The organism is Bradyrhizobium sp. Unk1, assembly GCF_059512345.1.
The window spans coordinates 41,117-64,495 of the sequence record NZ_JCAMOP010000024.1 but is presented as its reverse complement, the minus strand read 5'-3'; the positions used below and the strand labels follow the sequence as shown (position 1 = coordinate 64,495).

The 23,379-nt window shown below is 65.7% G+C and carries 23 protein-coding genes; 6 read left to right on the top strand and 17 right to left on the bottom strand.

Going from position 1 to position 23,379, the window contains the following annotated elements:
• Positions 1-137 precede the first annotated feature (137 nt).
• The 3 genes from AC5ZFO_RS28030 to AC5ZFO_RS28020 all read right to left on the bottom strand — a co-directional run bounded on the left by AC5ZFO_RS28030 (position 138) and on the right by AC5ZFO_RS28020 (position 3,679).
• On the bottom strand, positions 138-2,396 hold the full coding sequence (locus AC5ZFO_RS28030; RefSeq protein WP_496122841.1) for a CHASE3 domain-containing protein: 2,259 nt from the start codon (positions 2,394-2,396) through the stop codon (positions 138-140).
• Entirely contained in the window at positions 2,393-2,806 is a 414-nt protein-coding gene (locus tag AC5ZFO_RS28025) for a response regulator (protein WP_496122840.1), read from the bottom strand. Before AC5ZFO_RS28025 ends, AC5ZFO_RS28030 begins: the two co-directional genes overlap by 4 nt.
• A gap of 246 nt (positions 2,807-3,052) precedes the next feature.
• Positions 3,053-3,679: a BA14K family protein gene (locus tag AC5ZFO_RS28020; protein WP_282519503.1), complete on the bottom strand. Its 627-nt coding sequence runs from the start codon at positions 3,677-3,679 to the stop codon at positions 3,053-3,055.
• Between the two features lie 246 nt (positions 3,680-3,925).
• Here AC5ZFO_RS28020 and AC5ZFO_RS28015 point away from each other — a divergent pair, with 246 nt between their 5' ends.
• Positions 3,926-4,333 (top strand): NADH:ubiquinone oxidoreductase subunit NDUFA12, encoded by a 408-nt coding sequence (locus AC5ZFO_RS28015; RefSeq protein ID WP_028148726.1) that lies wholly within the window; start codon positions 3,926-3,928, stop codon positions 4,331-4,333.
• Between the two features lie 349 nt (positions 4,334-4,682).
• On the opposite strand, the gene AC5ZFO_RS28010 is transcribed toward AC5ZFO_RS28015, so the two are convergent.
• Together AC5ZFO_RS28010 and AC5ZFO_RS28005 are read right to left on the bottom strand one after the other, a co-directional pair.
• On the bottom strand, positions 4,683-5,330 hold the full coding sequence (locus AC5ZFO_RS28010; protein WP_282519502.1) for a glutathione S-transferase family protein: 648 nt from the start codon (positions 5,328-5,330) through the stop codon (positions 4,683-4,685).
• A 312-nt stretch (positions 5,331-5,642) separates the two neighbouring features.
• Positions 5,643-6,329 carry a DJ-1/PfpI family protein gene (locus AC5ZFO_RS28005; protein WP_282519501.1) on the bottom strand — a complete coding sequence of 229 codons (687 nt, stop codon included), beginning with the start codon at positions 6,327-6,329 and terminating at the stop codon, positions 5,643-5,645.
• A gap of 94 nt (positions 6,330-6,423) precedes the next feature.
• Between AC5ZFO_RS28005 and AC5ZFO_RS28000 the strand changes: the two genes are divergently transcribed.
• The gene (locus tag AC5ZFO_RS28000; RefSeq protein ID WP_282519500.1) at positions 6,424-7,362 is read left to right on the top strand and encodes a GlxA family transcriptional regulator; all 939 of its coding nucleotides are present in this window, start codon (positions 6,424-6,426) and stop codon (positions 7,360-7,362) included.
• A gap of 35 nt (positions 7,363-7,397) precedes the next feature.
• The gene (locus AC5ZFO_RS27995) at positions 7,398-8,192 is read left to right on the top strand and encodes a methyltransferase domain-containing protein (RefSeq protein ID WP_282519499.1); all 795 of its coding nucleotides are present in this window, start codon (positions 7,398-7,400) and stop codon (positions 8,190-8,192) included.
• Here AC5ZFO_RS27995 and AC5ZFO_RS27990 read toward each other — a convergent pair.
• Together AC5ZFO_RS27990 and lipP1 are read right to left on the bottom strand one after the other, a co-directional pair.
• Complete coding sequence (locus tag AC5ZFO_RS27990) at positions 8,189-9,196, bottom strand: Na+-dependent transporter (protein WP_282519596.1); 1,008 nt, start codon at positions 9,194-9,196, stop codon at positions 8,189-8,191. The two genes, AC5ZFO_RS27995 and AC5ZFO_RS27990, sit on opposite strands and share 4 nt — an antisense overlap.
• 14 nt (positions 9,197-9,210) lie before the next feature.
• Positions 9,211-10,158 carry a LipP1 family hormone-sensitive lipase gene (gene lipP1, locus AC5ZFO_RS27985; protein WP_282519498.1) on the bottom strand — a complete coding sequence of 316 codons (948 nt, stop codon included), beginning with the start codon at positions 10,156-10,158 and terminating at the stop codon, positions 9,211-9,213.
• A gap of 204 nt (positions 10,159-10,362) precedes the next feature.
• On the opposite strand from lipP1, the gene AC5ZFO_RS27980 reads away from it, so the two are divergent.
• The gene (locus tag AC5ZFO_RS27980; RefSeq protein ID WP_282519497.1) at positions 10,363-11,424 is read left to right on the top strand and encodes a DUF2155 domain-containing protein; all 1,062 of its coding nucleotides are present in this window, start codon (positions 10,363-10,365) and stop codon (positions 11,422-11,424) included.
• Positions 11,425-11,437: 13 nt separating this feature from the next.
• Here AC5ZFO_RS27980 and aat read toward each other — a convergent pair whose 3' ends face one another.
• From aat to AC5ZFO_RS27930, 10 genes are all read right to left on the bottom strand, one after another.
• Positions 11,438-12,118, bottom strand: a complete 681-nt coding sequence (gene aat / locus AC5ZFO_RS27975; protein WP_282519496.1) for a leucyl/phenylalanyl-tRNA--protein transferase — start codon at positions 12,116-12,118, stop codon at positions 11,438-11,440.
• Positions 12,119-12,165: 47 nt separating this feature from the next.
• A complete protein-coding gene (locus AC5ZFO_RS27970) occupies positions 12,166-13,281 on the bottom strand; it encodes a sensor histidine kinase (protein ID WP_282519495.1) in 1,116 nt (371 codons plus the stop codon).
• Positions 13,278-13,718: a response regulator gene (locus tag AC5ZFO_RS27965; RefSeq protein ID WP_014495596.1), complete on the bottom strand. Its 441-nt coding sequence runs from the start codon at positions 13,716-13,718 to the stop codon at positions 13,278-13,280. Before AC5ZFO_RS27965 ends, AC5ZFO_RS27970 begins: the two co-directional genes overlap by 4 nt.
• A complete protein-coding gene (locus AC5ZFO_RS27960) occupies positions 13,715-15,232 on the bottom strand; it encodes a sensor histidine kinase (RefSeq protein ID WP_282519494.1) in 1,518 nt (505 codons plus the stop codon). Before AC5ZFO_RS27960 ends, AC5ZFO_RS27965 begins: the two co-directional genes overlap by 4 nt.
• A gap of 106 nt (positions 15,233-15,338) precedes the next feature.
• Positions 15,339-16,694: an acetyl-CoA carboxylase biotin carboxylase subunit gene (gene accC / locus AC5ZFO_RS27955; protein WP_282519493.1), complete on the bottom strand. Its 1,356-nt coding sequence runs from the start codon at positions 16,692-16,694 to the stop codon at positions 15,339-15,341.
• An 81-nt stretch (positions 16,695-16,775) separates the two neighbouring features.
• Positions 16,776-17,264, bottom strand: coding sequence for an acetyl-CoA carboxylase biotin carboxyl carrier protein (gene accB / locus AC5ZFO_RS27950; protein ID WP_282519492.1), 489 nt, complete (start codon positions 17,262-17,264; stop codon positions 16,776-16,778).
• A 35-nt stretch (positions 17,265-17,299) separates the two neighbouring features.
• Positions 17,300-17,767, bottom strand: a complete 468-nt coding sequence (gene aroQ, locus AC5ZFO_RS27945) for a type II 3-dehydroquinate dehydratase (RefSeq protein WP_282519491.1) — start codon at positions 17,765-17,767, stop codon at positions 17,300-17,302.
• A gap of 258 nt (positions 17,768-18,025) precedes the next feature.
• Complete coding sequence (locus AC5ZFO_RS27940; protein ID WP_282519490.1) at positions 18,026-18,835, bottom strand: DUF1236 domain-containing protein; 810 nt, start codon at positions 18,833-18,835, stop codon at positions 18,026-18,028.
• 225 nt (positions 18,836-19,060) lie between these two features.
• Positions 19,061-19,828: a DsbA family protein gene (locus tag AC5ZFO_RS27935; protein ID WP_282519489.1), complete on the bottom strand. Its 768-nt coding sequence runs from the start codon at positions 19,826-19,828 to the stop codon at positions 19,061-19,063.
• Positions 19,829-19,926: 98 nt separating this feature from the next.
• On the bottom strand, positions 19,927-21,330 hold the full coding sequence (locus AC5ZFO_RS27930; protein ID WP_282519488.1) for a M48 family metalloprotease: 1,404 nt from the start codon (positions 21,328-21,330) through the stop codon (positions 19,927-19,929).
• 193 nt (positions 21,331-21,523) lie between these two features.
• On the opposite strand from AC5ZFO_RS27930, the gene AC5ZFO_RS27925 reads away from it, so the two are divergent.
• Together AC5ZFO_RS27925 and AC5ZFO_RS27920 are read left to right on the top strand one after the other, a co-directional pair.
• A complete protein-coding gene (locus AC5ZFO_RS27925) occupies positions 21,524-22,711 on the top strand; it encodes a pyridoxal phosphate-dependent aminotransferase (protein ID WP_282519487.1) in 1,188 nt (395 codons plus the stop codon).
• An 87-nt stretch (positions 22,712-22,798) separates the two neighbouring features.
• On the top strand, positions 22,799-23,356 hold the full coding sequence (locus AC5ZFO_RS27920) for a biotin transporter BioY (protein WP_496122852.1): 558 nt from the start codon (positions 22,799-22,801) through the stop codon (positions 23,354-23,356).
• Positions 23,357-23,379: the final 23 nt, after the last annotated feature.

The window sequence follows — 23,379 nt, the reverse complement described above, 5'->3', positions numbered from 1 at the left end:
GGTCGCCTGTCACCCGGAAACAACATCGACACCCGCTGCGAGACCGCGGATGACGTCAGTGAGCATTCGTAATTCAGTGCGGTTCTCAGCCGAGCGCACACACAATCCGCGCGCTTTCGAAGCCGAGAGAAAATGCTCTAGCCCGCGGTCATCCCGCCGCCGTTCAGCGCCTTCCTGATCATCTCGGCGAGCTGGTTGCGGCGGTAGGGTTTTGTCAGCAGCAGCACGCCGTCGTCGAGCTTGCCGTGATGGACGATGGCGTTGTCGGTGTAGCCGGAGGTGTAGAGCACCCTCACGCCCGGCCGTCGCTTGGCCACCGCTTCGGCGAGCTCGCGACCGCTCATGCCGCCGGGGATCACGACGTCGGTGAACAGGAGGTCGAAGTCCTGGCCGGCCTCGATCATGTCCAGCGCGGCGCGGCTGTCGGGCGCGGCGACCGTGTCGTAGCCGAGGCTCTGCAGCTGCGCGGTGACGAAGTTGCGCACCAGCGTGTCGTCCTCGACCACGAAAATGGTCTCGGCGCCGCCTTCGGCCTGCGGCGCCAGGGGGGCCGCCGCATCCGTCATGCCGTCGCCCGGCGGCAGGTAGAGCTTGATCGTGGTGCCGTGGCCTTCCTCGCTGTAGATCTTGATGTGGCCGCCGGACTGCTTGACGAAGCCGTAGACCATGGAGAGGCCGAGGCCCGAGCCCTTGCCGACCTCCTTGGTCGTGAAGAACGGCTCGAACGCCTTCTGCTGGATGTCCGCCGACATGCCGGTGCCGGTGTCGCTGACCGCGAGCATCACGTAGGGGCCGGGCTGCACCTCCGCGTGGGCCTGCGCATAGGCCTCGTCGAGCACGACGTGGTGGGTCTCGAGCAGCAGCTTGCCGCCGTTCGGCATGGCGTCGCGGGCGTTGATCGCCATGTTGAGCACGGCATTGGTGAGGCGGGACGGATCGATGTGCGCGGTCATCGGTCCCTGTTCCAGCACGGTCTCGATCTGGATCTGCTCGCCGAGGGTGGGGCGCAGTAGCTTGGCGATATCGGCGATCGCGCCGTTGATCTCGACATTGCGCGGCTGGAGCGGCTGCCGTCGTGCAAAGGCGAGCAGATGCTGGATCAGCTCGGCGCAGCGCTCGGCGGCATCGTCGATCAGCCGTGCCACGCGCTGGAGCTCGGGCTGCTGCTTCAGGCTCGCCACCAGCGTCTCGGTATTGCCGGAGATCACGGTGAGCATGTTGTTGAAGTCGTGCGCGACGCCGCCGGTCAGCTTGCCGATCGCATCCAGCTTCTGCGACTGGTGCAGCTGCCGCTCGGTTTCGCGCGAAGTGGTCGCATCGTGATAGACCAGCACGGCGCCCGAGACGTTGCCTTGTCCGTCGCGCATTGGCCGGCCGCTGATCATCAGATGGCGGGGATCGTTGCCGCTGTGCGGGCGGACGATCATCTCCAGGTTCTCGAAGTGCTCGCCGCGCAGCACGCGCGTCGACGGCAGCTCGTCCGCCCTGAGCGGCGTGACGCCGTCGCCGTGAAACACGTCGGACAGGGCGCGCAGATTGCGCAGGCTCATGCCGGCGCGATGCAGCAAGATGCGCTCCGCGGCCGGATTGGACAGAAGGACAGTGCCCTCGGCGTCGATCACCAGCACAGCCTCGGCCATGCTGTGGAATGTGCTCTGGAGCACGTTGACCGACAGCCGCAGCTCGTCATGCGCGTTGACGAGATGCTCGGTGCGCTCGGCGACGGCGGCCTCGAGTTGCTCTTTCGCCGCCGTGGTCTCCAGCAGCGTGCTCTTCAGCGCGACCGTGGTGCGCTGGCTCTCGCGCATCAGCATTGCGACCAGCAGCAGGATCACCAGCGCGCCGATCACGTCGATGCCGAGCAGGACGATGCCGGTACGGCGGGAACTCTGGGCGCGGGCGGCGAGCAATCGCTCTTCCTCCGCGCTCAGATGATCGAGATTGTCCATCACCGTGTCCATCAGGCCGCGGCCCTCGGCCTTGCCCTGGAGCGCGGCAACACCGGCCTGGTCGTTCTCGGCGCGCAGGCGCATCACCTCTGCGGCGATCTCGACCCGGCGCAGCGCCAGCGGCTCGGTGCCCTCGATGAGCTCGACCTGATCGGGATTGTCACGCAGGCTGCGCTTGAGGTCGGCGAGCGCCGGCGCGATCTGGGCGTGTACCGCCTGAAACTCGTCGCTGAAGCTCGGGTTGCGATAGATTTCGTAGCCGCGCGCGGCGCTCTCTGCGCGCCGCATCAGCACGCGCAGATCGGAGATCTTCTTCTGCGTCTCGATGGTGTGATTGACCCAGGCGGCATCGAACCGCGACTTGACGTCGAGTCCGATCGAGGCGGCGGTGATGATCAGGAGGATTGCAAGTCCAGCACCGAGAATGACGCGCTGCGTTGGGATCAAGGGACTTCTTTCTTGTCCTTCGGCTGCGTGGCCTCGCCGAGGCATTCCCGGATCGTGGTCAGGAGCGCGTCCGGCGTGAACGGCTTGCGCAGGCAGCGTGTCGCGCCCAGTTCCAGTGCCATGCGAAGGAAATCGGGGGAGGGCGAGGCAGACGAGGCGAAGGCGTAGCCGGACATCGCGATCAGAGGGATCGCCGGCGCGCGCTCGTGAAAGATGCGGATGGATTCGAAGCCGCGCATGTGCGGCATGAAGATGTCGACCAGCATCACGTCAAACGTCTGCGCTTCGAGCGCAGCCAGGCCCGTTTCGCCGCCGTCAGCCATCGTGACATCGAAGCCCTGACGTTGGAGCAGAACCTCGATGGTCGCGCCGACCATCTGATCGTCATCTACCACGAGGATACGCGGCATGACATTTCCCAGTAGATCGAAGTCCCAACATTCATCGGTGATATAGGCGAATCGCGGGACGGGTCAATTTGGGATTGGATCATTGTAGATATGCACGGTGCGGTGAATAGAGGTCCCTCGCGCTCGGGTGCATAGATTCTCGCGCGCGATGCGCGGGCTGCGCGCGAAACAGGCGATGAGCGCGCGACAAACGAAAGAGGCGCCGCACCGATGCGACGCCTCTTCCTTCAAGCGTTGTCGATCTGCTTACGGGCAGGGATGACGCTGGCCGTCATACCCAAGATACGTGCCCGAGCCCGGATCGTAGGACCTGTAGCGCTGCGCGCAATAAGCCGACGAGTCGCCACCGCCGTCCGGCACCACCGCGACCGACGGCTCGTCATAGTAGCTGTCGTCACCATAGTAGTAGGGATCGTTGTCGTACCCGCCACCGTAATAGGCGTAGGAGCCGAGGCCGCCGATGGCCGCACCCGCGGCGACGCCGGGCCAGAATCCACCGCGACGATGCCAGCCGCCGCCGTGCCAGTTGCCGCCGCCGCCACGCCAGTTGTTACCCGCGACTGCGAGGGGACGGCCGCCGCCACCACTAAAGCCTGGTCCTGCGGTCGGACGCATGGCTACGCCGGCGCTCGGGCGCATGGCCGCGCCGCCCGCGAAATTGCCGCCGCCGCCACCCATCCGCGCGCCGCCAAAGCTGCCGCCGCCCATGCGGGCGCCGCCACCACCAAAGTGAGCGCCGCCACCGCCACCGCCAAAATGAGCGCCGCCGCCACCGCCGCCGTGGCCGCCACGGCCCTGGGCGAAGCTCGGCGTCGCCAACGGAAGAACCAACGCGATTGCTGCCGCGGCGCTCAAAACTCTCAGACTGTTCATTTTCAAACTCCTTTTCCCGGAAGCAAACCTCTTGAAAGGCCTGCGGTTCCAGGGTTCACGCGGCTGTGCGCGTGTGACGGGGAGATTTTCACGCGGCCGCTGTACCCGGCATGAACGGATCGCGTCCGATTTGCGGCTCTGTCTGCGACGGAGCACACATTTGCGTGGGGCACGGCCGCCCCCGCCGAACTGGACATTTTGCCGCCCGGATGGCATCAGGGCCTCACGAAGCAGGGCCCTAGCCGTATGAAACAATTCTTCCTCAAGTTCTTCACCTGGTGGAGTGGCCAGACCTTTGGCACCCAGCTCTGGACCAAGCGGTACGGCGAACTGGTCGGCCAGGACGAGCAGGGAAACCGCTATTATCGGACCCGCGGCGGCGCGATCGATCCGACGCTCGGATTCGAGCGACGCTGGGTCATCTATAACGGTTACGCCGAGGCAAGCCGCATTCCGACGGGTTGGCACGGATGGATGCATCACGTCGTCGATGTGCCGCCGACTGAAGAGAACTACCAACCGCGCGAGTGGCAAAAGCCGCACCAGCCGAACCCCACCGGTACGCCCAACGCCTATCGGCCCTCCGGCTCGACGCTTGCCAGCGGCAAGCGTCCCAAGGCGACCGGCGACTATCAGCCCTGGACGCCTGGCTAGCTTCTCCGTCCGAATCCTTGCCGTAGGGGTGGATGCACCAGCATCCGCCTCATTCTGCTGTGGACAACGGGAACAGCGGGGACAGCGCTTGCGCGGGCGTTGCGGCTACGTGGGCGATGCGGCTCAATGGTCCCATCTTACGGAGATGGGAGACCATCGCGTTCGGTTCGGGCAACAGTTCGCGACTGTCCCGAGATGCAGCGGCCGCCGACCAGGACTCGATCGGGAGATAGGCCCCCGGTCTGGAAGTTCGAAATCGCCCGATGGAATGTGCAGCCGCCGTAAGACAGGAAAGGCCGCTTGGGAAACCGAGCGGCCTTTTTCTTTGATCTGTTGCTCTGCTCGCTTCTCAGAGATGGAGCGTCGGTGAGTTGCCGACTGGCATCATCTCATAGGGCGGCTTCCAGCCCGGCAGTTCGGCGACACGCCGGCGCCAGGCATTAATCGCCGGGAAAGTCGCGGCAAGATCAAAGCCCGTCTCCTCGGTCGGATAGTACAGATAGCCCAACATTGAGAAATCGACGATCGTCGGCCGATCGCCTAGCATGAAGCTGCGGTGGGAGAGGTGTCTGTCGACGATCGAGAAGGCGCTGTCGGTCCGCGCGCGCAAGTAAGCGAGCACAGCGGGATGGGCGGGCTCCGGCATGAAGCAGCGCTGAAACCGGTGCTGGGCGAAGTTCGCGGTGAACTTGTGATTGTCGAACAGCAGCCAGCGCGTGGCTTCGAACGTCTCCTCGGGCGTCGGACCGAACACGCCGTGGGTCTCGGCGAGCCACAGCAGGATCGCACCGGACTGGCTCATGTGCCGGCCATCGACCTCGAGGACAGGGACTTCGCCCATGACATTGGTGGCGGCCCGCCAGTCAGGCGTGCGGGTCTCGCCGCCGGCGAAGTCGAGGCCGACCGGCTCCCAGTCGAGCCTGGCGCAGTTGAGGAATAGCGCGACCTTGAACGAATTGCCCGAAGCCCCGATGCAATGCAGCCGGTATCGCGCCATGGTCAGATTCTCCTGTGCGCACGCGACCGTGGGTGTTGGGCGCGATCCGGATTGTCGCGACAGGCTCCTGACAGCGTCATGTCAGCAGTGCGGTGCTGAAGAAGCGGCGCGCTCCGTGAGACAGAAGGCCGCTTGGGAAGCCGGAAGCTTTTTTCTGTTGGGGATTTGTGTTGGTGTCTCGTGCCCGGACGCAGCGCAGCACGAAGTGGTGCGCTGCTGATCCGCGGCCCATTTCTCTCAGCAATCCGTGTGGTGTGGGTCCCGGCTCTGCGGCGCAGCGTTGCACGCTGCACCGCGTCCGGGACATGAGAGCTACATCACCCGCTCAGCCGCGCGCTTGACCGCCTCGAGGCGGCGGGCCTGGTTTGCGGCGCCGCGCTCTCTCAGCAAGGCCAGCACTTCGGCTGGCGCAGTGTCGGGCGAGCCGGACGTGAACGGCGGGGCGGGGTTGTATTCGATCTGGAGCTGGATCGCTTCCGCCGTGGTGCGGTCGACCAGGATCGACACCAGCGTCAGCGCGAAATCGATCCCGGCGGTGACGCCGCCGCCGGTGACGCGGTTGCGGTCGTTGCAGACGCGCGTCTTGGTCGGCGTGGCGCCGAACTGGCCGAGCATCTCCATCGCGCTCCAATGCGTGGCGGCGCGGTAGCCCTTGAGCAGGCCGGCCGCGCCGAGCGCAAGCGCCCCCGTGCAGACCGAGGTGACGTATTTGGCGCCTTCGGCCTGTCTGCGCAGGAAATCCAGCACTTCTTCGTCATTGAGCAGGTCGTTGGTGCCGGCGCCGCCGGGCACGCAAATGACGTCGAGCTGCGGACAGTCGGCGAACGTCGTGGTCGGCGTCAGCGTCAGCACGGAGTCGCTCGGCACCGGCTCGATGCGCTTCCAGATCAGATGCAGTTTTGCGCCGGGCACGTTGGCAAACACCTGCAGGGGACCGGTGAAATCGAGCTGGGTGACGCGCGGAAACACCAAAAGACCGATCTGGAGCGGTGACGACATGGGCAGGTCCTCCAAAGATGAGCTTGACGGACGCAGCCTCTCATGATGCCCTTCCGTCCAAAATGGCGTAATTCCCTCACTTTCGGACATGACCATGATCGGCATCCTGATCTTCCCCGATTTCCAGTTGCTCGATGCGGCGGGCCCGATCTCGGTGTTCGAGATCGCGGCGCGCGCCACCGGCAAGCTACCTGCGATCCGCGTACTGGCACTGAACGCTGGGCCCGTGCGCAGCTCGTCCGGCGTGGAAATGATGGCGCGCGACTTCAAGTCGGCGAACGCGATCACCACACTGGTCATCGCGGGTGGCGCAGGCGTGACGGAGGCCGCACGCTGCGAGGTTACGCGCGCCTTCGTGCAGCGGCTGGCGCGGCGCGGCGTGCGGGTCGCCAGCGTCTGCTCGGGCGCCTATGTGCTGGCCGAGGCGGGCCTGCTCGATGGGCGCCGCGCCACCACGCATTGGGGCCGCACACGGGATTTCGTCGCGCGCTATCCCAAGGTGAAGTTCGAGCCGGACCAGATCTTCACGCATGACGGCAATGTGTGGACGTCGGCGGGCATCACCGCGGGTATCGACCTCGCGCTCGCGATGGTCACCGAGGACCATGGCGAGGAGATCGCGCAACAGGCCGCCCGCCAGCTCGTGCTGTATCATCGCCGCAGCGGCGGCCAGTCGCAGTTTTCATCGCTCTTGGAGTTGAAGACACCGAACGGCCGGTTCGGCGCGCTGCTGTCCTGGGCGCGCGAGAACCTCGATGCCCGGCTGACGGTCGAAGATCTCGCCGATCGTGCCGGCATGAGCGCACGGCATTTTGCCCGCGCCTTTGCCGCGGAGACCGGCACGACGCCGTCGAAAGCGATCGAGCGCTTGCGGATCGAGGTCGCGCGCGAGCGCGTCCAGTCCTCGCGCGAGGCGATCGAGCTCGTCGCGGAGGCGACCGGATTTGGCGACCCCGAGCGCATGCGGCGCGCCTTCATCCGCGCCTTCGGCCAGCCGCCCCAGGCGCTGCGGCGCGCGGCGCGGGCGAGTTAGGGAATCTCACCTGGCACTCGAGCGTGGAGGCGAAGATGACCGGGATGGAGTACAGCAACGAGAACGCAAAACGGCTCCAGAGACTTTATCTCACGGGGGACGTGACCGCCCAGCGCGCGGAGACAATTCGGCAGCTCAATCTTTCTGCCGGCGAGAGCGTTCTCGATATTGGATGTGGTCCCGGCTATCTCTGCGAAAGCATGGCGCAGATCGTTGGGCCTGATGGTGCTGTCGTCGGTATCGATGTGTCGACCGACCTGATTGCGGTCTGCAACCGGCAGAAGGCTTCCGCCTGGATTTCATATGCGATCGGCAACGCCACGGAATTGCGTCAATCCGATGCGTCGTTCGATGTCGTCGTGTGCACGCAGGTTGCCGAGTACGTGCCTGATGTCGACCGCGTCCTCGCAGAGACATTTCGCGTGCTCAAGCCGGGCGGCCGCACGATTTTCGTCGCAACGGATTGGGACGCAGTGGTGTGGCATTCCGAAAGCCCGGAACGTATGGCCGCGGTGATGAAATCATGGGAAGCGCACTGCGCTCACCCGCGTCTCCCAAGGTCGATGGCCCACAGATTGGTGAATGCACGACTTCACCTGGACGGAGCGTCGGTCTTTCCAATCCTGAATTTGCAGTACGATGACGATAGCTACAGCAAGGGGCTGGCCCAGGGCATTCGGGACTTCGTCGCCCGCAGGCACGACGTTTCAGCCGATGATCTCGAAACATGGCACAGTGAGTTCGAGCGTCTCGGCCGGGCGGGACAATACTTCTTCAGCACCAACCGCTATCTCTTCAGGGCCTCAAAGCCGGCTGCGACTGCGTCCTAGGTCGCCTCGCCCGCGGCTGCCGTACCGGCGCCATCCGCGCGGGCCACCAGGCGGCGCGCGATCGGCGTCAGCATGTAGGGCGCAAGATGGATCGGAAACTGCGTCATCGCGAAATAGAGCCAGGTGGTGGGCGGCAGCGCGCCGGCGGTCGCGGCCAGCATCAGGCCCAGATTGCGCTGTGACACCATCAGCCCGAGCGCCAGCGCGCGCTCATAGCCGATGCGGCGGAACAGCAGCGTGGTGACGGCGAGTAGCGTGAAATAGATCGCAAAGGACAGAGCCGCCAGGCCGATCGTGAAGAGCGGCTGGGCCACGAGGTCGCTCACGACATCGCCCATGATCGCGGCTGCGAAGATCAAGAGGATGATAATGTTGAAGCCGTCGATCGGCTTCTTGTGACGCTGGATCGCGTCAGCGCCGAAGACCCATCGGATCAAGGTTGCAGCCAGCAGCGATGCCGCGAGAATGCCGAGCAGCTTCAGGCCGAGCGCCGGCGGCGAGATGGTGAGCATGTCGCCGAGGAAGAGGCCCGCGAACAGCGAGGCCGTGAACGGCACCAGCGCGGTCGAGGTCACCAGCGTGACCAGCACGAGCGTGGCATCGAGGCCCATCAGCGCGGCAAGCGCCGGAGAAGCCATCATCGGCGAGGCCATGCTCTGGAGCATCAGCGCCAGCGCAAGGCCGGGCGAGCGGGCCGTGAGCCCCGTCGCATGGGCGACCAGCCCGACGATCAGCGGCACGCCGATCGTGGTCCAGGCGGTGGCGGTCGCGACCAGCGCCGGCCGGCGCAGATGGCCAACGAGCGCGGCCAGATCGACCCGCATGAAGGAGATGCAGAGAAGCCCGAAGATCGCCTCGGTGACGTAGGGCCGCAGCAGCATCCCGAGCGGCGGCACCGCGGCCGCAATGAACACCACGGCGGCCACCGCACGGGTGCCCTGGCTGCCGAGCCATGTCAGCGCGCGCAGGGGGAGAGCGAAGAGAGTTTGGAGAATGGGTGGCATCCGGGACGGCGGCGTCAGCCCAATCCTTTCAGCCACGCGCCGATCTCGCTGACGGCGAGGTTGGCCTGCTGCAGCAATTTGCCCATCGTGAAGAAGCCGTGGAATTGGCCGGGATAGTGCTTGTACGTGACGGGCACGCCGGCCTGCCTGAGGCGCTCGGCATAGTCGTGGCCTTCGTCGCGCAGGGGATCGGCGCCGGCGGTCAGCACATAGGCCGGCGGCAGCCCGGCGAGGCTTTTCGCGCGTGCCGGCGAGGCGCGCCAGTCGTGGACGTCGGCGGTGCCGTTGAGATAATGATCGCGGAACCAGCGGATCACCGAATGGGTCAGCAGCACGCTGGTCTCGGGCTCGCTGTGGGAGCCGTGCGTCATGGCGAAATCGGTCGCGGGGTAGATCAGGACCTGGCTCGCGATCTTCGGACCATCGCCGTCGCGTGCGGTGAGCGCAACCACGGCGGCGAGATTGCCGCCGGCGCTGTCGCCGCCGATCGAAAGGCGCGAGGCATCGATGCCGAGCTCGCGCGCATTCGCGGCAATCCATTTTGTGGCGGCGATCGCGTCATCGGCGGCGGCGGGAAATTTGTGCTCGGGCGCGAGGCGGTAATCGACCGAGATCACGATCAGCGCGCCCTCGACGGCTAGCTGGCGGCAGACGACGTCGTGGGAGTCGAGATCGCCGATCACCCAGCCGCCGCCATGGAAGAACACCAGCGCCGGCGACAGGCCGTTCTGAAGGCGCGGCTGCCTCGGCACGTAGATGCGGCCGGGGATTTCGCCGTGCGGCGCCGGGATCGCCAGCGCGGCGACGCGCGCCAGTTCCGGCGGCTCGGGGTTGGTGGCGAAGCGGGCCTGCCCGTAATAGGCGCGGGCTTCCGGTGCCGTCAGCGTCTCGTAGGCGGGGCGGCCGGCCTCCTGGAAGGCCTTGTAGACGGCGGCGGCATCGGGATCGAGCACGACGGGCATGGGAGCGACCTTGGGCTTTCTGTTATCGTTGGACGTCGTTTCCGGGGGCGCTGCCCGCCTCGGCCCCGGGGAGGGGCCGGTGAACTATCCCATCCGGCCGCCGGTCTGGCCAGCGGGCGGCGGGCAGGGCAGGGATGCCGCCCTTCCCCCGCCGTATTCGCCGTGTTAACCGGGTGGCCTGCGAGCGGCGGTATCCCGTGTAGAATGTCCAGCAAGCCCGATTCGCTGTTGAAGCCGCGCGAGAAGATGGTTCGAACCTTTACCTTTACAAGACTTGCCCTGCCAGGTCTTGCGGCGCTTCTGGCCGCCACCGCATTGACGGTTGCGACGCCCGCGCAGGCGCAGATCGGCACGATCTTCTCCGACCCGCCACCGCGGCCACCGGGGGCGATTCCGCGTGGCCAGCCGCAGCCTCAGATCCCCGATGACGACGACGAGGAAGTCCCCGCGCTGCCGCCGCAAGGCCGCGTGCTGCCGTCGCGCCCGATGGCGCCGCCGCAGGGACGGCAAGGTAACGTGATGCCGGGGCCGGTCGAGAGCCAGCCCCTGGCGCCGCCGCCGGGCTCAACCGTCGCTCCGCCGAACCAGCCGCCGTCGGTGGCGGTCGCTCCGCCCAATGCGCCGGGAGCCCCGGGTGCGCCCGGTCAGCGCCAGCCCCAGCAGAAGGGCGGGCCGGGCGGCACTGTCCCGCAGACCCCGGCGAGCCTCCAGCCGGGCGACGAGGTCGTGACCGAGCCGCCGGCCCAGAAGATCGTGAACAAGAAGGCGACCTTCTCCGGCCTCGACAAGATCACCGGGCGCATCATCAATTTCGACGAGGACATCGGCGAGACCGTCCAGTTCGGCGCGCTGCGGGTCAAGACCGACGCCTGCTATACGCGGCCGGCGACGGAAGCCACCAATACCGACGCCTTCGTCGAGGTCGACGAGATCACCTTGCAGGGCGAGGTGAAGCGCATCTTCTCGGGCTGGATGTATGCGGCGAGCCCCGGCCTGCACGGCGTCGAGCATCCGATCTACGACATCTGGCTCACCGACTGCAAAGAGCCGCAGCAGACCATTGCGACCGCGGCGCCCGATCCGGCCGCGGCAAAGCCGCCGGCTCCGCCGCCCGCGCAGAAGAAGGCGGCACCACCCAAGCAGGCCGTGCAGCAGCGTCCGCCGCAGCCCTTGCCGCCGATCCAGCAGCAGCAGCCGGCGCCGCCACCTCCGCCGCCGCCGGAGCAGCGGCCGGGCCTGTTCGGTATTCCCGGGTTCGGGCGCTAGGCCCCATCACCGATCATGGCCGCGAGGCGACGATCTCGAGCGCGCGTGCGCCCGGGATCGCGTCACCGGCCGACAGCCTCAGGAAATCACCGGGGTCACCGGCGAGGGCCTTGTCGAGCAGTGCGGTGTAGCGCCGACGCGAAATCTCGACCGCGCCAAAACTCTTCAAATGCTCGGTGACGTACTGCGTGTCGAGCAGCTCGAAGCCGCCATGGATCAGCCGCGCGACCAGGTGCACCAGCGCGACCTTCGAGGCATCGCGCGCGGTGTGAAACATGCTCTCGCCGAAGAAGGCGCGGCCCAGGCTGACGCCGTAGAGCCCGCCGACCAGGTCGTCGCCCCGCCAGGCCTCGACGCTGTGGCAATGGCCGAGCTCGTAGAGGCCGCCATAGAGGTCGCGAATCCGCTTGTTGATCCAGGTGTCCTCGCGCCCCGCCTGCGGCGCGGCGCAGCCGGCGATCGTTGCCTTGAACGAGGTGTTGACGGTGACGCGAAAGGCGTCCGAACGGACGGTGCGCGCGAGCCGTGAGGCCACGCGAAATCCCGCGAGCGGGATGACGCCGCGCAATTCCGGCTCGACCCAGAACAGGGTCGGATCGTCGGCGCTCTCGGCCATCGGAAAGATGCCGCAGGCATAGGCGCGCAACAGCACGGCCGGCGTGATTTCAGACGAAGCGGAGTCGCGCGAAGTCATGGCGCAACAATAGCAGGATCGTGGAGGTGTTGCGAAGGGGGCGAGGGTCAGCCTGCGGCGGCGTTGTTGGTCTTGTCGGGGGCTGCGGGCGTGCGGCGGAACCTCAGCATGACGCGAGTTCCGGAATGGTCGGGGTCGCGCTCGACGGTGGCGTCGAGCTTGGTGGCCATCGCCGCGACGATGCGCTGGCCCATGCCGGTCGAACGTGGATCCGCCTTGACCTTGTCGCCGACGCCGTCGTCGCTAATCGCCAGCAACAGATCCTCGCCCTGCGAGGTCAGCTCGACGTGGATGGGGCCGGCGCCGTCGGGATAGGCGTATTTCACCGCGTTCATCACCAGCTCGTTGACGATGATGCCGACGGCGACGGCGCGGTCCGGATCGATCTCGATCGGCTCGGCCTTCACCGTCAGCCGTGACATCCGGTTGCCTTCGGCCGAGCGCCTGAGATCCTCGAGCAGCGAATCCAGATACTGGTTCAGCACCACGCTCTTCAGGTCCTGCGAGGTGTAGAGCCGGCGGTGCACCTGCGCGACCGCGGCGACGCGGCCCATCGCGTTGGTCAGCGCCGCCTTGACCTCTTCCTGGCCTGCGGAGTTCGCCTGGAGATGCAGCAGCGAGGCGATGATCTGGAGCGAGTTGCCGACGCGGTGATTGACCTCGCGCAGCAGCAGCTCGCGTTCGGCGGCGAGCGCGGCGTAGCGGTCGCGAGATGCATGGATCTCCGCTTCGGCTTCCTCGCGCGCCTTCTGCAATTCGGCCTGGCGCAGCGCGCCTTCGGCGGCGACGTGGAGCAGGGGGATGAAGTCGCCCTTGACGTCCTTGACGAGATAATCGGCCGCGCCCGCCTTCAGCGCGGTGACCGCGATGCTGGAATCCTGCGACGCGGTGACGAACACCACGGGCGGCGCATCAGGGATCGCCATGATCTGCTCGAGCGTCTCCAGCCCGTCGAGGCCGGGCATGTACTGGTCGAGCGCCACGACGTCGATGCAGCGGTCGGCGCTGTTTTGCGTCCCCGCGCGGCGGATGCGCTCCAGGCCTTCCTCGCCGCTCGCGGCATGAATGACCTTGTAGCCGCGCCGCGTCAGGCCGCGATCGACCAGGCGGGCCAAGGCCGCGTCGTCGTCGATGTAGAGCAGTGTTGGCGTGTGCTGGTTCATGAGGCGGCGGGCGGGACCTGGATGACCGAGAAGAACAGGCCGAGCTGCCGGATGGCATTGGCGAAATTCTCGTAGTTCACGGGCTTGGTGATGTAGACGTTGCAGCCGAGCTCATAGCAACGCTTGATTTCCTGGGAATCGTCAGTGGTGGTCAGCACCACCACGGGCGAGGCCTTCAGATATTTGTTCTCCTTGATCTGCTTCAGGATGTCGATCCCGGTCATGTCGGGGAGGTTGAGATCGAGCAGGATCAGGAGCGCATTGCCCTTCTGCACGAGCCCGGTGCCGTCGGCGCCGAACAGGTGCTTCATCGCGTCCGTGCCGTTGGCGAAGGGGATGATCTCGTTGTTGACGCCGGATCGGCGAATGTTTCGCTCGATCAGCCGGGCGTGGCCCTCGTCGTCCTCGATCATGATGATGGTGACGGGTTGAGTCATTGGTCGGCGTTCCGGTTGCTTGCGTTCCAGGTGATAGGCAGCGTGATGGTGAAGGTGCTGCCCGTATTCAGTTCCGATGATACCGACATGGTACCGCCGAGGCGGCGCACAAGTGCACGCACATGCGCGAGACCGATACCCTGACCAGGCTTGTCCTGGGTTCCCGCCCGGCGAAACAGGTCGAAAATCCGCTGGTGATCTTTCGGATCGATCCCGCGGCCGTTATCGCTGATCTCGAAGATAGCGTAGCCAAGCTTGGTGCGCCCGCGGATTCTGATCTCGCCGGGGGCGCCGGCCTTGAGGTATTTGATGGCGTTGTCGATCAGATTGGAGAAGATCTGCTCCAGCGCAAGGCGGTCGCTGACGAGATCCGGCAGCGGCGCGACATGGATCTCGGCCTGCGCTTCGGCGGACTGATGCGCCAGCGTCGAGACGATGGCTTCGATCAACTCGCGGGTGTCGATCTTCTCGGGCACGAATTCGCGCCGGCCCTCGCGGGTGAGGTTGAGGATCGCCGAGATCAGGCGGTCCATCTTGGCGATCGACGACTTGATGAAGCCGAGCGCTTCGGAAAAATCCGCCGAAAGCTCCTTGTCGGGGCCCTCGAGCGTGACCTCGCCGTCAGCTAGCGGCGGGCCATCGGCCGGGACATGGGTGAGGCCGCCAATACGGCGGAAAATGTCGCCGCCAAGCTCTTCGAGTTCGCTGGTGAAACCCATGATGTTGACGAGTGGCGAGCGGAGATCGTGGCTGACGATATAGGCAAAGCGCTGAATCTCGTTGTTGGCCTCGCGCAGGTCTGCCGTGCGTTCGTCGACGACGGTCTCGAGGTTGGCGTAGGCGTCGCGCAGGCGCGCCTCGGCCTCGTCGCGGGCCCGCACCGAGCGCCGCACCAGCCAGATCGAGATCAGGGTCAGCAGCACCACGAGGCCCGAACCGATGCCGGTCATCGAGGCCGCCAGCGTCTGGCTGCGGTCGGAATTGACCGATCGGAGCCGGAACAGGCGCTCCTCCTCCTGGATCATGGAGACCGCGACTTTGCTGATCTCGGCCGTGGTGTCGGTGGAGGCGGCCTCGCGGACCTGCGCTATGGCCTTGTCGGGCCGATTCTGGCCGATGAAGTCGAGCTCCTGCTTGAATTGCCCCAGCCGGATTTCGATGGCCGCGCTCAGCTTCTCGATATTGCCGCGTTGCGCCGGATTATCGCCGGTCAGGCGCGTGAGCTTGTCGAGGGCAGGTATGATCGCTGCCACGGCTTTGTCATGGTCGGCCTTGAAATCCGCTCCTTGCGTCAGGAGATAGCCGCGGGCGGCGCTCTCGGCACGCCGGATTTCCAGCAGCAGGGCGTTGATCTGGTTCTCCGCCTCGATGGTGTGAACCACCCATTTGCTGTCGTCTCTGGCCTTGTTGACCAGGTAGACGGAGCCCGCGCTGATCACGGTCAACACCAGAAGGCCCGCCGAGAAGAGCAGGATCTGCCACATGGAGCGCCGTCGTTGCGCATCAGTCGTCACGACGGTCTCGCTTTGTCACGTCAATGGAAGTCAAAACGCCCCCTCGGGAACTGTCCCCGCCGTCCAGAACGCGTTGGGGGCCAAAGGGTTCCACGGGGAGCGAGGATTACCCCGCGGCCGGTTCCTTCCCGGCGAGGTACTGTTCCAGCCAGTGGATGTGATAGTCGCCGTCGATGATCGAGGGCTGGCGCACCAGGTCGCGGAACAACGGCAACGTCGTCTCGATGCCCTCGACCACCATCTCGTCCAGCGCCCGGCGCAGCCGCATCAGGCATTCGCTGCGGGTCTTGCCGTGCACGATCAGCTTGCCGACGAGGGAGTCGTAATAGGGCGGAATGGTGTAGCCCTGATAGACCGCGGAATCGATCCGCACACCGAGCCCGCCGGGCGGGTGATATTGCGTGATGCGGCCCGGCGAGGGACGGAAGGTCTGTGGATTCTCGGCGTTGATGCGGCACTCGATGGCATGGCCGATGATCTGAATCTCGCTTTGCTTGGCCGGCAGATCACCGCCGGCAGCGATGCGGATCTGCTCCAGCACGAGGTCGATGTCGGTGATGCTCTCGGTGACGGGATGCTCGACCTGGATGCGGGTGTTCATCTCGATGAAGTAGAACTCGCCGTCCTCGAACAGGAATTCGATGGTGCCGACGCCGAGATATTTCATCTCGCGCATCGCCTTGGCGCAGGTTTCGCCGATCTTGGCGCGTGCAGCGGCGGCAAGGACGGGCGAGGGACCTTCCTCCCAGACCTTCTGGTGGCGGCGCTGCAGCGAGCAGTCGCGCTCGCCGAGATGGATCGCGCCGCCGCGGCCGTCACCGAGGATCTGGATTTCGATGTGGCGCGGCTTCTGGAGGTATTTTTCGAGATAGACGGACGCGTCACCGAAAGCGGATTTGGCCTCGTTGGCCGCCGTCGACAGCGCCACCTGGAGGTCGGCCTCGCTCTGCGCGACCTTCATGCCGCGGCCACCGCCGCCGGCTGCCGCCTTCACCAGCACGGGGAAGCCGATCTTCTTCGCGATCGCCATCGCGTCGTCCTCGGGGCCGACCCCACCATCGGAACCGGGCACCACGGGGATACCGAGCCGCTTGGCGGTCTTCTTGGCCTCGATCTTGTCGCCCATCAGGCGGATGTGCTCGGCCTTGGGGCCGATGAAATGCAGATTGTGCTCGGAAAGGATCTCGGCGAAGCGCGCGTTCTCGGAGAGGAAGCCGTAGCCGGGATGCACGGCATCCGCGCCGGTGATCTCGCAGGCCGCGAGCAGCGCGGGGACGTTGAGATAGCTGTCCTTGGACGGCGGCGGCCCGATGCAAACGCTCTCGTCCGACAGGCGCACATGCATGGCGTCGGCGTCGGCGGTGGAGTGCACGGCCACGGTCGCGATGCCGAGCTCCTTGCAGGCGCGCAGGATGCGAAGGGCGATCTCGCCGCGATTGGCTATGAGGATCTTGTCGAACATGGTGCCTCATGGGGCGAATGGGGAATAGCGAATGGCGAATAGGGAAGAGTAACTATTCGCTACTCGCTATTCGCCACTCCCTCACTCAATGATGACGAGCGGCTCGCCGTACTCGACCGGCTGGCCGTCTTCGACCAGGATCTGCGTCACCGTGCCGGCGCGCGGCGAGGGGATCTGGTTCATGGTCTTCATGGCTTCGATGATCAGCAGCGTCTGGCCGACCGAAACCTTGCTGCCGACCTCGATGAACGGCTTGGCGCCGGGCTCCGGCGCCCAGTAGGCGGTGCCCACCATCGGCGAGGTCACCGCGCCCGGATGCTTCGACAGGTCGGCCGCGGCGGGTGCGGCGGCAGCTGCGGCCGCCGGCAGGACGGCGGGAGCGGCCGCCATCTGCATCGGCATGGTCGCGGCAACGCTGATGTTGCGGGCGACGCGCAGGCGAAGGCCGGCCCGTTCGATCTCGATCTCGGTGAGGCTGGTCTCATCGAGCAGGAGTGCAAGCTCGCGGACGAGCGCGGAATCCTCGCTGGAAAACTTTACGGCTGCTTTGTCGTCTGGCTGGCGCGCCATGTTCTGATCCGAATGTTCTGTGTGAAGAGGGAGCGTCAGGCTTTGGACTTGATGCCGAGCTTGGCGGCAAGGCCCTGGATCGCGAGGCGGTAGCCCTCGATGCCGAAACCGCAGAGCGAGGCGAAGGCCGCGCGCGCGGTGTAGGAATGGTGACGGAAGCTCTCGCGGGCGTGGATGTTGGTCACGTGCACTTCGACGGTCGGGATCTGCACCGCGAGCAGCGCATCGTGCAGCGCGATCGAGGTGTGCGAATAGCCGCCGGCATTGATGATGATGCCCTTCATCTTGCGGGCGTGCGCCTCGTGGACGAAGTCGATCAGCTCGCCTTCGCGGTTGGACTGCCGGCAGTCGGCCTTGAGGCCGTACGCCGCCGCCGTCTCCCGGCACAGCGTTTCGACGTCGGCCAGCGTCGCATGGCCATACTTCTCGGGCTCGCGCGTCCCCAACATGTTGAGGTTCGGCCCGTTGAGAACGAGGATCGTGTCGGTTGCTGGTTCGGCCATTCCAATCCCGCAAGAGGTGCTTCGGCGTGGCGGGGGTTATAGGTAACAAAGCGCCCTAGGGGAAGCCTTGAAGGACCTCCCAGGGGGCTTCAAACAGCTCATCCGGGGTGCAAAAACCTGTGCGGAAGTTACGGAAATTGCTTGTTAACCAGTTCTAATCGTGGCTGCCGGGCGGGACAGGCAGGGGAGGCCGCCCAATCGGCCAAAAGCCCCTGCCGATCTCTCGGCAAGGGCTCATTGGGCCGTCAGTCAGGCGGCTTAGCCTTCGATGATGTACACGATCTCGCGCGTCTGCGGACGGACGATGATGTACTGTCCGCGGACGTAGATCACGTCATAGCCGCGCCACTCCGGATAGATTTCCACGATCCGGGGCGGAAGGGGATGGAAGCGAACGGACGCCGGGATCGCGGCGCCGACCGAGATGTTGAAGTTGACGTTGGTGGTCTCTTCGATCTTGGTCGACTTGATCGCCGTCGAGATCTCGGTCCGCTTCTCGGCAGGCGGTGCAGCAGCGGTCGCAGGCGCGGTGCCGGTCGTGGTCTGAGACTTGGTGTCGGCAGCCTTGCCGTCCGCGCCCTTGGTCTGGGCGTTCATGTTGCCGCTCTTGGTGTCAGTCTCGGTGCTCTTGGACTTGTCCATTTGGGACTTGTCCATCGTGCTCTTCGACTTGTCCTGTGTGGCCTTGTCCTGTGCACCCTGGGCGTGCTCGCCCTTCGCCGCGCCGGCCTTCTCGTCAGCCGCGTTCTTGTTCATCGTGCCGGACTTTTCCATCCCGCCTGACTTTTCCATAGCGCCGGATTTCTCCGTCGCGCCGGACGACTTCTCCTCGGCTGCTCCGCCGGGCTTCATGGCGCCGCCAGCCTGGCCGACGGTGCCCTTCTCGGGAGCGGATTCCTTGCCCATCGCGCCACGTTCAGCCGCGCCGCCGGCGGGCTGCGAATGTTGCGTCGGCTGCGCACCGGCGCCACCACCGCTGTCGCGGTTCATGGTGCCCTGTGCGTTCGCCAGTCCGGTGCCTGCGACGAGCGCGAGCGCGGCGACCGAGATCATAAAGCGGTTAGACATCGAGTTCTCCTCACGTGTGTTCTTTGCGTCATTGCCCGCGCCGACAACGAAAGGAGGTATCAGGAGTTCCGGAACATCTAGGGTTCCGCGGCATTTGTTTGTTGAACGCCAGATGAATGCGCGCGCCGGATTCGCGCCAGTATTCGGCCAACGAAAAAGGCCGGCTTTTCAGCCGGCCTCCTTGCATGCGTGAATTCTGAAACGCGCGATCAGCAGCTCGCCTTGTCAGCAGGTCGCTTTGCCGCAGCGGGCAACGCCGATCTTTTCCTTCAGGCTGTCGAGGCCGACGGCGCCGATCACGATCTGCTTTCCGATCACGTAGCTCGGCGTGCCGTTCATGCCCATCGCTTCGGCGAGCTTGAAATTCTCCTCGATGGTGGCGCGCACCTCGGGGCTGCCGATGTCCTTCTCGATCTTGGCGGTGTCGAGGCCGGCTTCCTTGGCCGCCTGAAGCGCGCGCGCCTTGTCGGCGGCGCCGCGGCCGCCGAGCAGCTTCTGGTGGAAGTCGAGATACTTCTTGCCCGAGGGATCCTGCATGCGCACGGCGACGGCGACCTGCGCCGCTTCGACCGAGCCCTGGCTCAGCACCGGAAACTCCTTCAGCACGACCTTCAGCTTCGGATCGGCCTTCATGAGGTCGAGCATGTCGCCCATCGCGCGCTTGCAGTAGCCGCAATTGTAATCGAAGAACTCGACGAAGGTGACGTCGCCGTCCTTGTTGCCGAGCACGACCTGGCGCGGCGAGTTGAAGATCGCATCGGAGTTCTGCGCGATGCTGGCTTCGTGCTTCTGCGTTTCGGCCGCGGCCTGGCGCTTGGTGAGCTCGGTCATCGCTTCCTCGAGCACCTCGGGATGGGTGACGAGATAGTTCTTGATGATCGCCTCGATATCGGTGCGCTGGGCATCCGAGAAGCTGTCGGCCGACGCGGGCGCGGCTGCGCCGAACAGGGCGAGCGCGAACAGCGCGGGAGCAAGCAGGCGCAGCGAAGGCATAGGCAAATCCTCTTATCGAAAGCTGGTTTCGGAAAACGTCCCGGCGGACTTAAGCTCGGTGTCGTGACGTCGTGGTGTCAGGCGTCGTCTTGGTCGCGTTAGTTGCGCGGCGGCTTGGCCGCCACGATGTCGTCGGCCTTGACCCATCCGGGCGTGCCGACGGCGAAACGGGTTTTCGCGCGCGTGGCGAGCTCGCGGGCGGTCTTGTTGTCGCCGCGCAGATAAGCGGCCTGCGCCGACGCCAGATCCGCCTCGGCATAGTCGCCCTTCCGGCCATAGGCCATCGCGAGCTGCATATAGCCGAGCGCAGCCTCCGGTTCCCGTGCCACCGCGGCCCGGAGAATCCGAACGGCATCATCGGTGTAGGCCTTATTATCCGATCCAACCAGAGCCTGCCCAAGTAACATCTCGATGAGGGGGGCGTTGTTGGACAGCTGCACCGCCTTGCGCAGGGCAGGGATCGCCTCGGCCGGCTTGCCGCCCTCCAGCAGGGCCTGGCCGCGCACCTCGTAGAAATACGGGTTGTTCGGCTGGACCTGGATCAGCGCGTCGATCTGGGCCAGGGCACTGCGCAAATCGCCATGCAGATAGGTGCTGATGGCGCGGGCATAGCGCGCCGGCATGCTGTCGTTGGTCTGGGGGTAGCGGCGGTAGACCGTCTCCGGCCGCTCCATGAAGGCGGAAATCTTGGCGCGCACCATGTCGTGGCGGAGTTGGAGCGCGGGATCGTCCTTCTTGTCCCAATAGGGGCTGGAACTGGCGAATTCCTGAAGCGATGCGACGCGCTCGGCGGGCATCGGATGCGACTGGAGATAGGGATCGGTGCCGCGGGCCGCGAACAGGCTCTCGCTGGTGAAGCGCTTGAAGGTCTCGTACATGCCCTTCGGCGACTGCTGGGTCGCGGTCAGGAATTTCACGCCGGCGCGATCGGCGTTCTCCTCCTGCTGGCGCTGATAGGACAGCAGCGTGCGGCGGATCATCTCCTGCGGTCCGGCGATGGCGGCAGCACCGGCATTGGCGAGCCCGTTGTTGCCGGCGCTGTTGCTGCCGCGGGTGCTGCCCACGGCAATCGCGCCGGCCCCGAGCAGCATGGCGATGATCATCTGGGTCTGGGCGTTGGCGAGCTGTTCGCGCAGCTTGGACAGATGGCCGCCGGCCAGATGTCCGGTCTCGTGCGCGAGCACGCCGATGATCTGGTTCGGCGTCTCCGACTGGAGGATCGCGCCGTAATTGACGAAGATGCGGCGGCCGTCCGCGACGAACGCGTTGAACGAGCCCTCGTTGATGATCACCATCTGGATGTTCTGCTTTTCCAGACCGGCAACGCGCAGGATCGGGCGCGTGTATTCGCGCAGCAGCTGCTCGGTCTCGGTGTCGCGCAGGATCGGCGGCCCCTTGGCCTGCGCATGCGCGGCCGGCATCGGCAACAGCGCGATCGCCGCGGCAGTGACGAGGGCGGTGAGGGAGGAGGCCTTCTTGCGCAATGCGATCTGGAGCAACATCAGGCGGGCTTGGTCAACAAGGGGCTTGGTCAAACGGTCTTGATCAAGCAGTTTCGTGAATGGTTTTTGGCGATTGGCGGCGGACCGGATACGAGATATGCCCTTATGAGCCGTACAATGCGGCCAGTCTGGGGCGCAAGCGCCCCGTTTCCGGGACCGAACCGACCGGTTCGCCAGCGAATAGCAGAATTCGATGCACGATGCGACATTGAGGAACCGGGTGGGGCAGTGGCTCGAGCCCTCCCGCCGCAGCGATGTTCCCCCGTTCATGGTGATGGACGTGATGGCCGCCGCGGCCCGAATCGAGGCGGCAGGCGGCCATGTCATCCACATGGAGGTCGGCCAGCCCGCAACCGGCGCCCCGAAGACCGCGATCGCGGCCGCCCACGCGGCGCTCGAGGCCGGGCGGATCGATTACACCTCCGCGCTCGGCATCCCCTCATTGCGCGAACGCATCGCGCGCCACTATCGCGATGCCTATGGCTGTGATGTCAGCCCCGAGCGGATCGTGGTGACGACAGGCTCCTCCGGCGGCTTCATCCTGGCCTTCCTGTCGATGTTCGCGCCCGGCGACCGCGTCGCCGTGACGGTGCCGGGTTATCCGCCCTACCGTCACATCCTCACCGCGCTCGGTTGCGAGCCGGTGCTGATCGAGACCACCAATGACACGCGCCATGCTCTGACCGGCGAGGCGCTGCTGGCGGAGCATCGCAAGGCGCCGCTGAAAGGCGTGCTGGTCGGCAGCCCGGCCAATCCGACCGGGACGATGATGTCCCGCGAGGCGCTCGCCGGCCTGATCGCTGCGGCGGAAGACGCCGGCATCCGCTTCATCTCCGACGAGATCTATCACGGGCTCGACTACGCGTTTCCGGCGGCGACGGCGGCGGCGCTGTCGCAGCACGCACTCGTGATCAACTCGTTCTCGAAATATTTTTGCATGACCGGCTGGCGCGTCGGCTGGATGGTCGTGCCCGAGATCCTGGTGCGGCCGATCGAGCGGCTGCAGCAGAACCTCTCGATCTCGGTGCCGTCATTGTCGCAAATCGCGGCCGAGGCGGCCTTCGACGGTGCGGCCGAGATGGAGGAGATCAAGCACGGCTATCAGGAAAACCGGCGCATCCTGATCGAGGGATTGCCCAAGGCGGGCCTCAGCAAGTTCCTGCCTGCCGATGGCGCCTTCTATCTCTATGCCGACGTCTCGGACTTCACTTCGGACAGTTTCGAGTTCGCCAAGCAGATGCTGGAGCAGGCGCATGTTGCGGCCACGCCGGGTCTCGATTTCGATCCCATCCATGGTCGTTCGTTCATACGGCTCTCCTATGCGCGTTCGGCAGCGGAGATGCGCGAGGCAGTTGACCGGATCGCTCACTGGCTTAAATAGCCGCCAGTTTTGGACAGCCTTCTGGAGTGCCCCTTGTCTGACCGTTCCGTTCCGACCGCCGCTACGCATTCTCCTCTCGCCGCATTGATGTGGCCGACCCGCCCGGGCGAAGCCGTCGGCGCACTGCGCGCCGTCGTGCTGATCGCGCTCGGCACCGCCTTGATGGCGCTATCAGCCAAGGTGAATCTGCCGCTGCCTTACGTGCCCATGACCCTGCAGACGCTGGTCGTGCTGATGATCGGCGCCGCCTATGGCTGGCGCCTTGGCAGCGCAACCATGATCGCCTACCTCGCCGAAGGCGCGATGGGGCTGCCGGTGTTCGCCGGTCCGGTCGGTGGAATTGCACCGCTGCTCGGCCCGACTGCCGGCTATCTGTATGGCTTCGTGCTGGCTGCCTTCATCACCGGCTGGCTGGCCGAGCGCGGTTGGGATCGCAACGTCGTGCTGCTGTTTGGAGCAATGGCGCTCGCCCATGTCGTGATTTTCATCGCCGGCTTCGGCTGGTTGGCCTACGGCATCGGCCTTGGCGCAACCAAGGCCTGGGCGGTCGGCGTCGCGCCGTTCATTGCGGCATCGGTGGTCAAGAACGCGCTCGGCGCCGCGCTGATGCCGGCGGCCCGCCGGATCGTCGATCGACGCGGGTAAAGCGCACCATTCTGAGCAGTTCC

Excerpts from the sequence above, each read along its gene's own strand:
- AC5ZFO_RS27965 (WP_014495596.1), bottom strand. The coding sequence starts at position 13,718 with ATGACTCAACCCGTCACCATCATCATGATCGAGGACGACGAGGGCCAC.
- lipP1 (WP_282519498.1), bottom strand. The coding sequence starts at position 10,158 with ATGCCCGTCGTGCTCGATCCCGATGCCGCCGCCGTCTACAAGGCCTTC.
- AC5ZFO_RS28015 (WP_028148726.1), top strand. The coding sequence starts at position 3,926 with ATGAAACAATTCTTCCTCAAGTTCTTCACCTGGTGGAGTGGCCAGACC.
- AC5ZFO_RS28025 (WP_496122840.1), bottom strand. The coding sequence starts at position 2,806 with ATGCCGCGTATCCTCGTGGTAGATGACGATCAGATGGTCGGCGCGACC.
- AC5ZFO_RS27925 (WP_282519487.1), top strand. The coding sequence starts at position 21,524 with ATGCACGATGCGACATTGAGGAACCGGGTGGGGCAGTGGCTCGAGCCC.
- aroQ (WP_282519491.1), bottom strand. The coding sequence starts at position 17,767 with ATGGCCGAACCAGCAACCGACACGATCCTCGTTCTCAACGGGCCGAAC.
- AC5ZFO_RS28000 (WP_282519500.1), top strand. The coding sequence starts at position 6,424 with ATGATCGGCATCCTGATCTTCCCCGATTTCCAGTTGCTCGATGCGGCG.
- AC5ZFO_RS27930 (WP_282519488.1), bottom strand. The coding sequence starts at position 21,330 with ATGTTGCTCCAGATCGCATTGCGCAAGAAGGCCTCCTCCCTCACCGCC.
- AC5ZFO_RS28005 (WP_282519501.1), bottom strand. The coding sequence starts at position 6,329 with ATGTCGTCACCGCTCCAGATCGGTCTTTTGGTGTTTCCGCGCGTCACC.
- accB (WP_282519492.1), bottom strand. The coding sequence starts at position 17,264 with ATGGCGCGCCAGCCAGACGACAAAGCAGCCGTAAAGTTTTCCAGCGAG.
- AC5ZFO_RS27920 (WP_496122852.1), top strand. The coding sequence starts at position 22,799 with ATGTGGCCGACCCGCCCGGGCGAAGCCGTCGGCGCACTGCGCGCCGTC.
- AC5ZFO_RS27940 (WP_282519490.1), bottom strand. The coding sequence starts at position 18,835 with ATGTCTAACCGCTTTATGATCTCGGTCGCCGCGCTCGCGCTCGTCGCA.
- accC (WP_282519493.1), bottom strand. The coding sequence starts at position 16,694 with ATGTTCGACAAGATCCTCATAGCCAATCGCGGCGAGATCGCCCTTCGC.
- AC5ZFO_RS27990 (WP_282519596.1), bottom strand. The coding sequence starts at position 9,196 with ATGCCACCCATTCTCCAAACTCTCTTCGCTCTCCCCCTGCGCGCGCTG.
- AC5ZFO_RS27935 (WP_282519489.1), bottom strand. The coding sequence starts at position 19,828 with ATGCCTTCGCTGCGCCTGCTTGCTCCCGCGCTGTTCGCGCTCGCCCTG.
- AC5ZFO_RS28010 (WP_282519502.1), bottom strand. The coding sequence starts at position 5,330 with ATGGCGCGATACCGGCTGCATTGCATCGGGGCTTCGGGCAATTCGTTC.
- AC5ZFO_RS27995 (WP_282519499.1), top strand. The coding sequence starts at position 7,398 with ATGACCGGGATGGAGTACAGCAACGAGAACGCAAAACGGCTCCAGAGA.
- AC5ZFO_RS28020 (WP_282519503.1), bottom strand. The coding sequence starts at position 3,679 with ATGAACAGTCTGAGAGTTTTGAGCGCCGCGGCAGCAATCGCGTTGGTT.
- aat (WP_282519496.1), bottom strand. The coding sequence starts at position 12,118 with ATGACTTCGCGCGACTCCGCTTCGTCTGAAATCACGCCGGCCGTGCTG.
- AC5ZFO_RS27980 (WP_282519497.1), top strand. The coding sequence starts at position 10,363 with ATGTCCAGCAAGCCCGATTCGCTGTTGAAGCCGCGCGAGAAGATGGTT.
- AC5ZFO_RS27970 (WP_282519495.1), bottom strand. The coding sequence starts at position 13,281 with ATGAACCAGCACACGCCAACACTGCTCTACATCGACGACGACGCGGCC.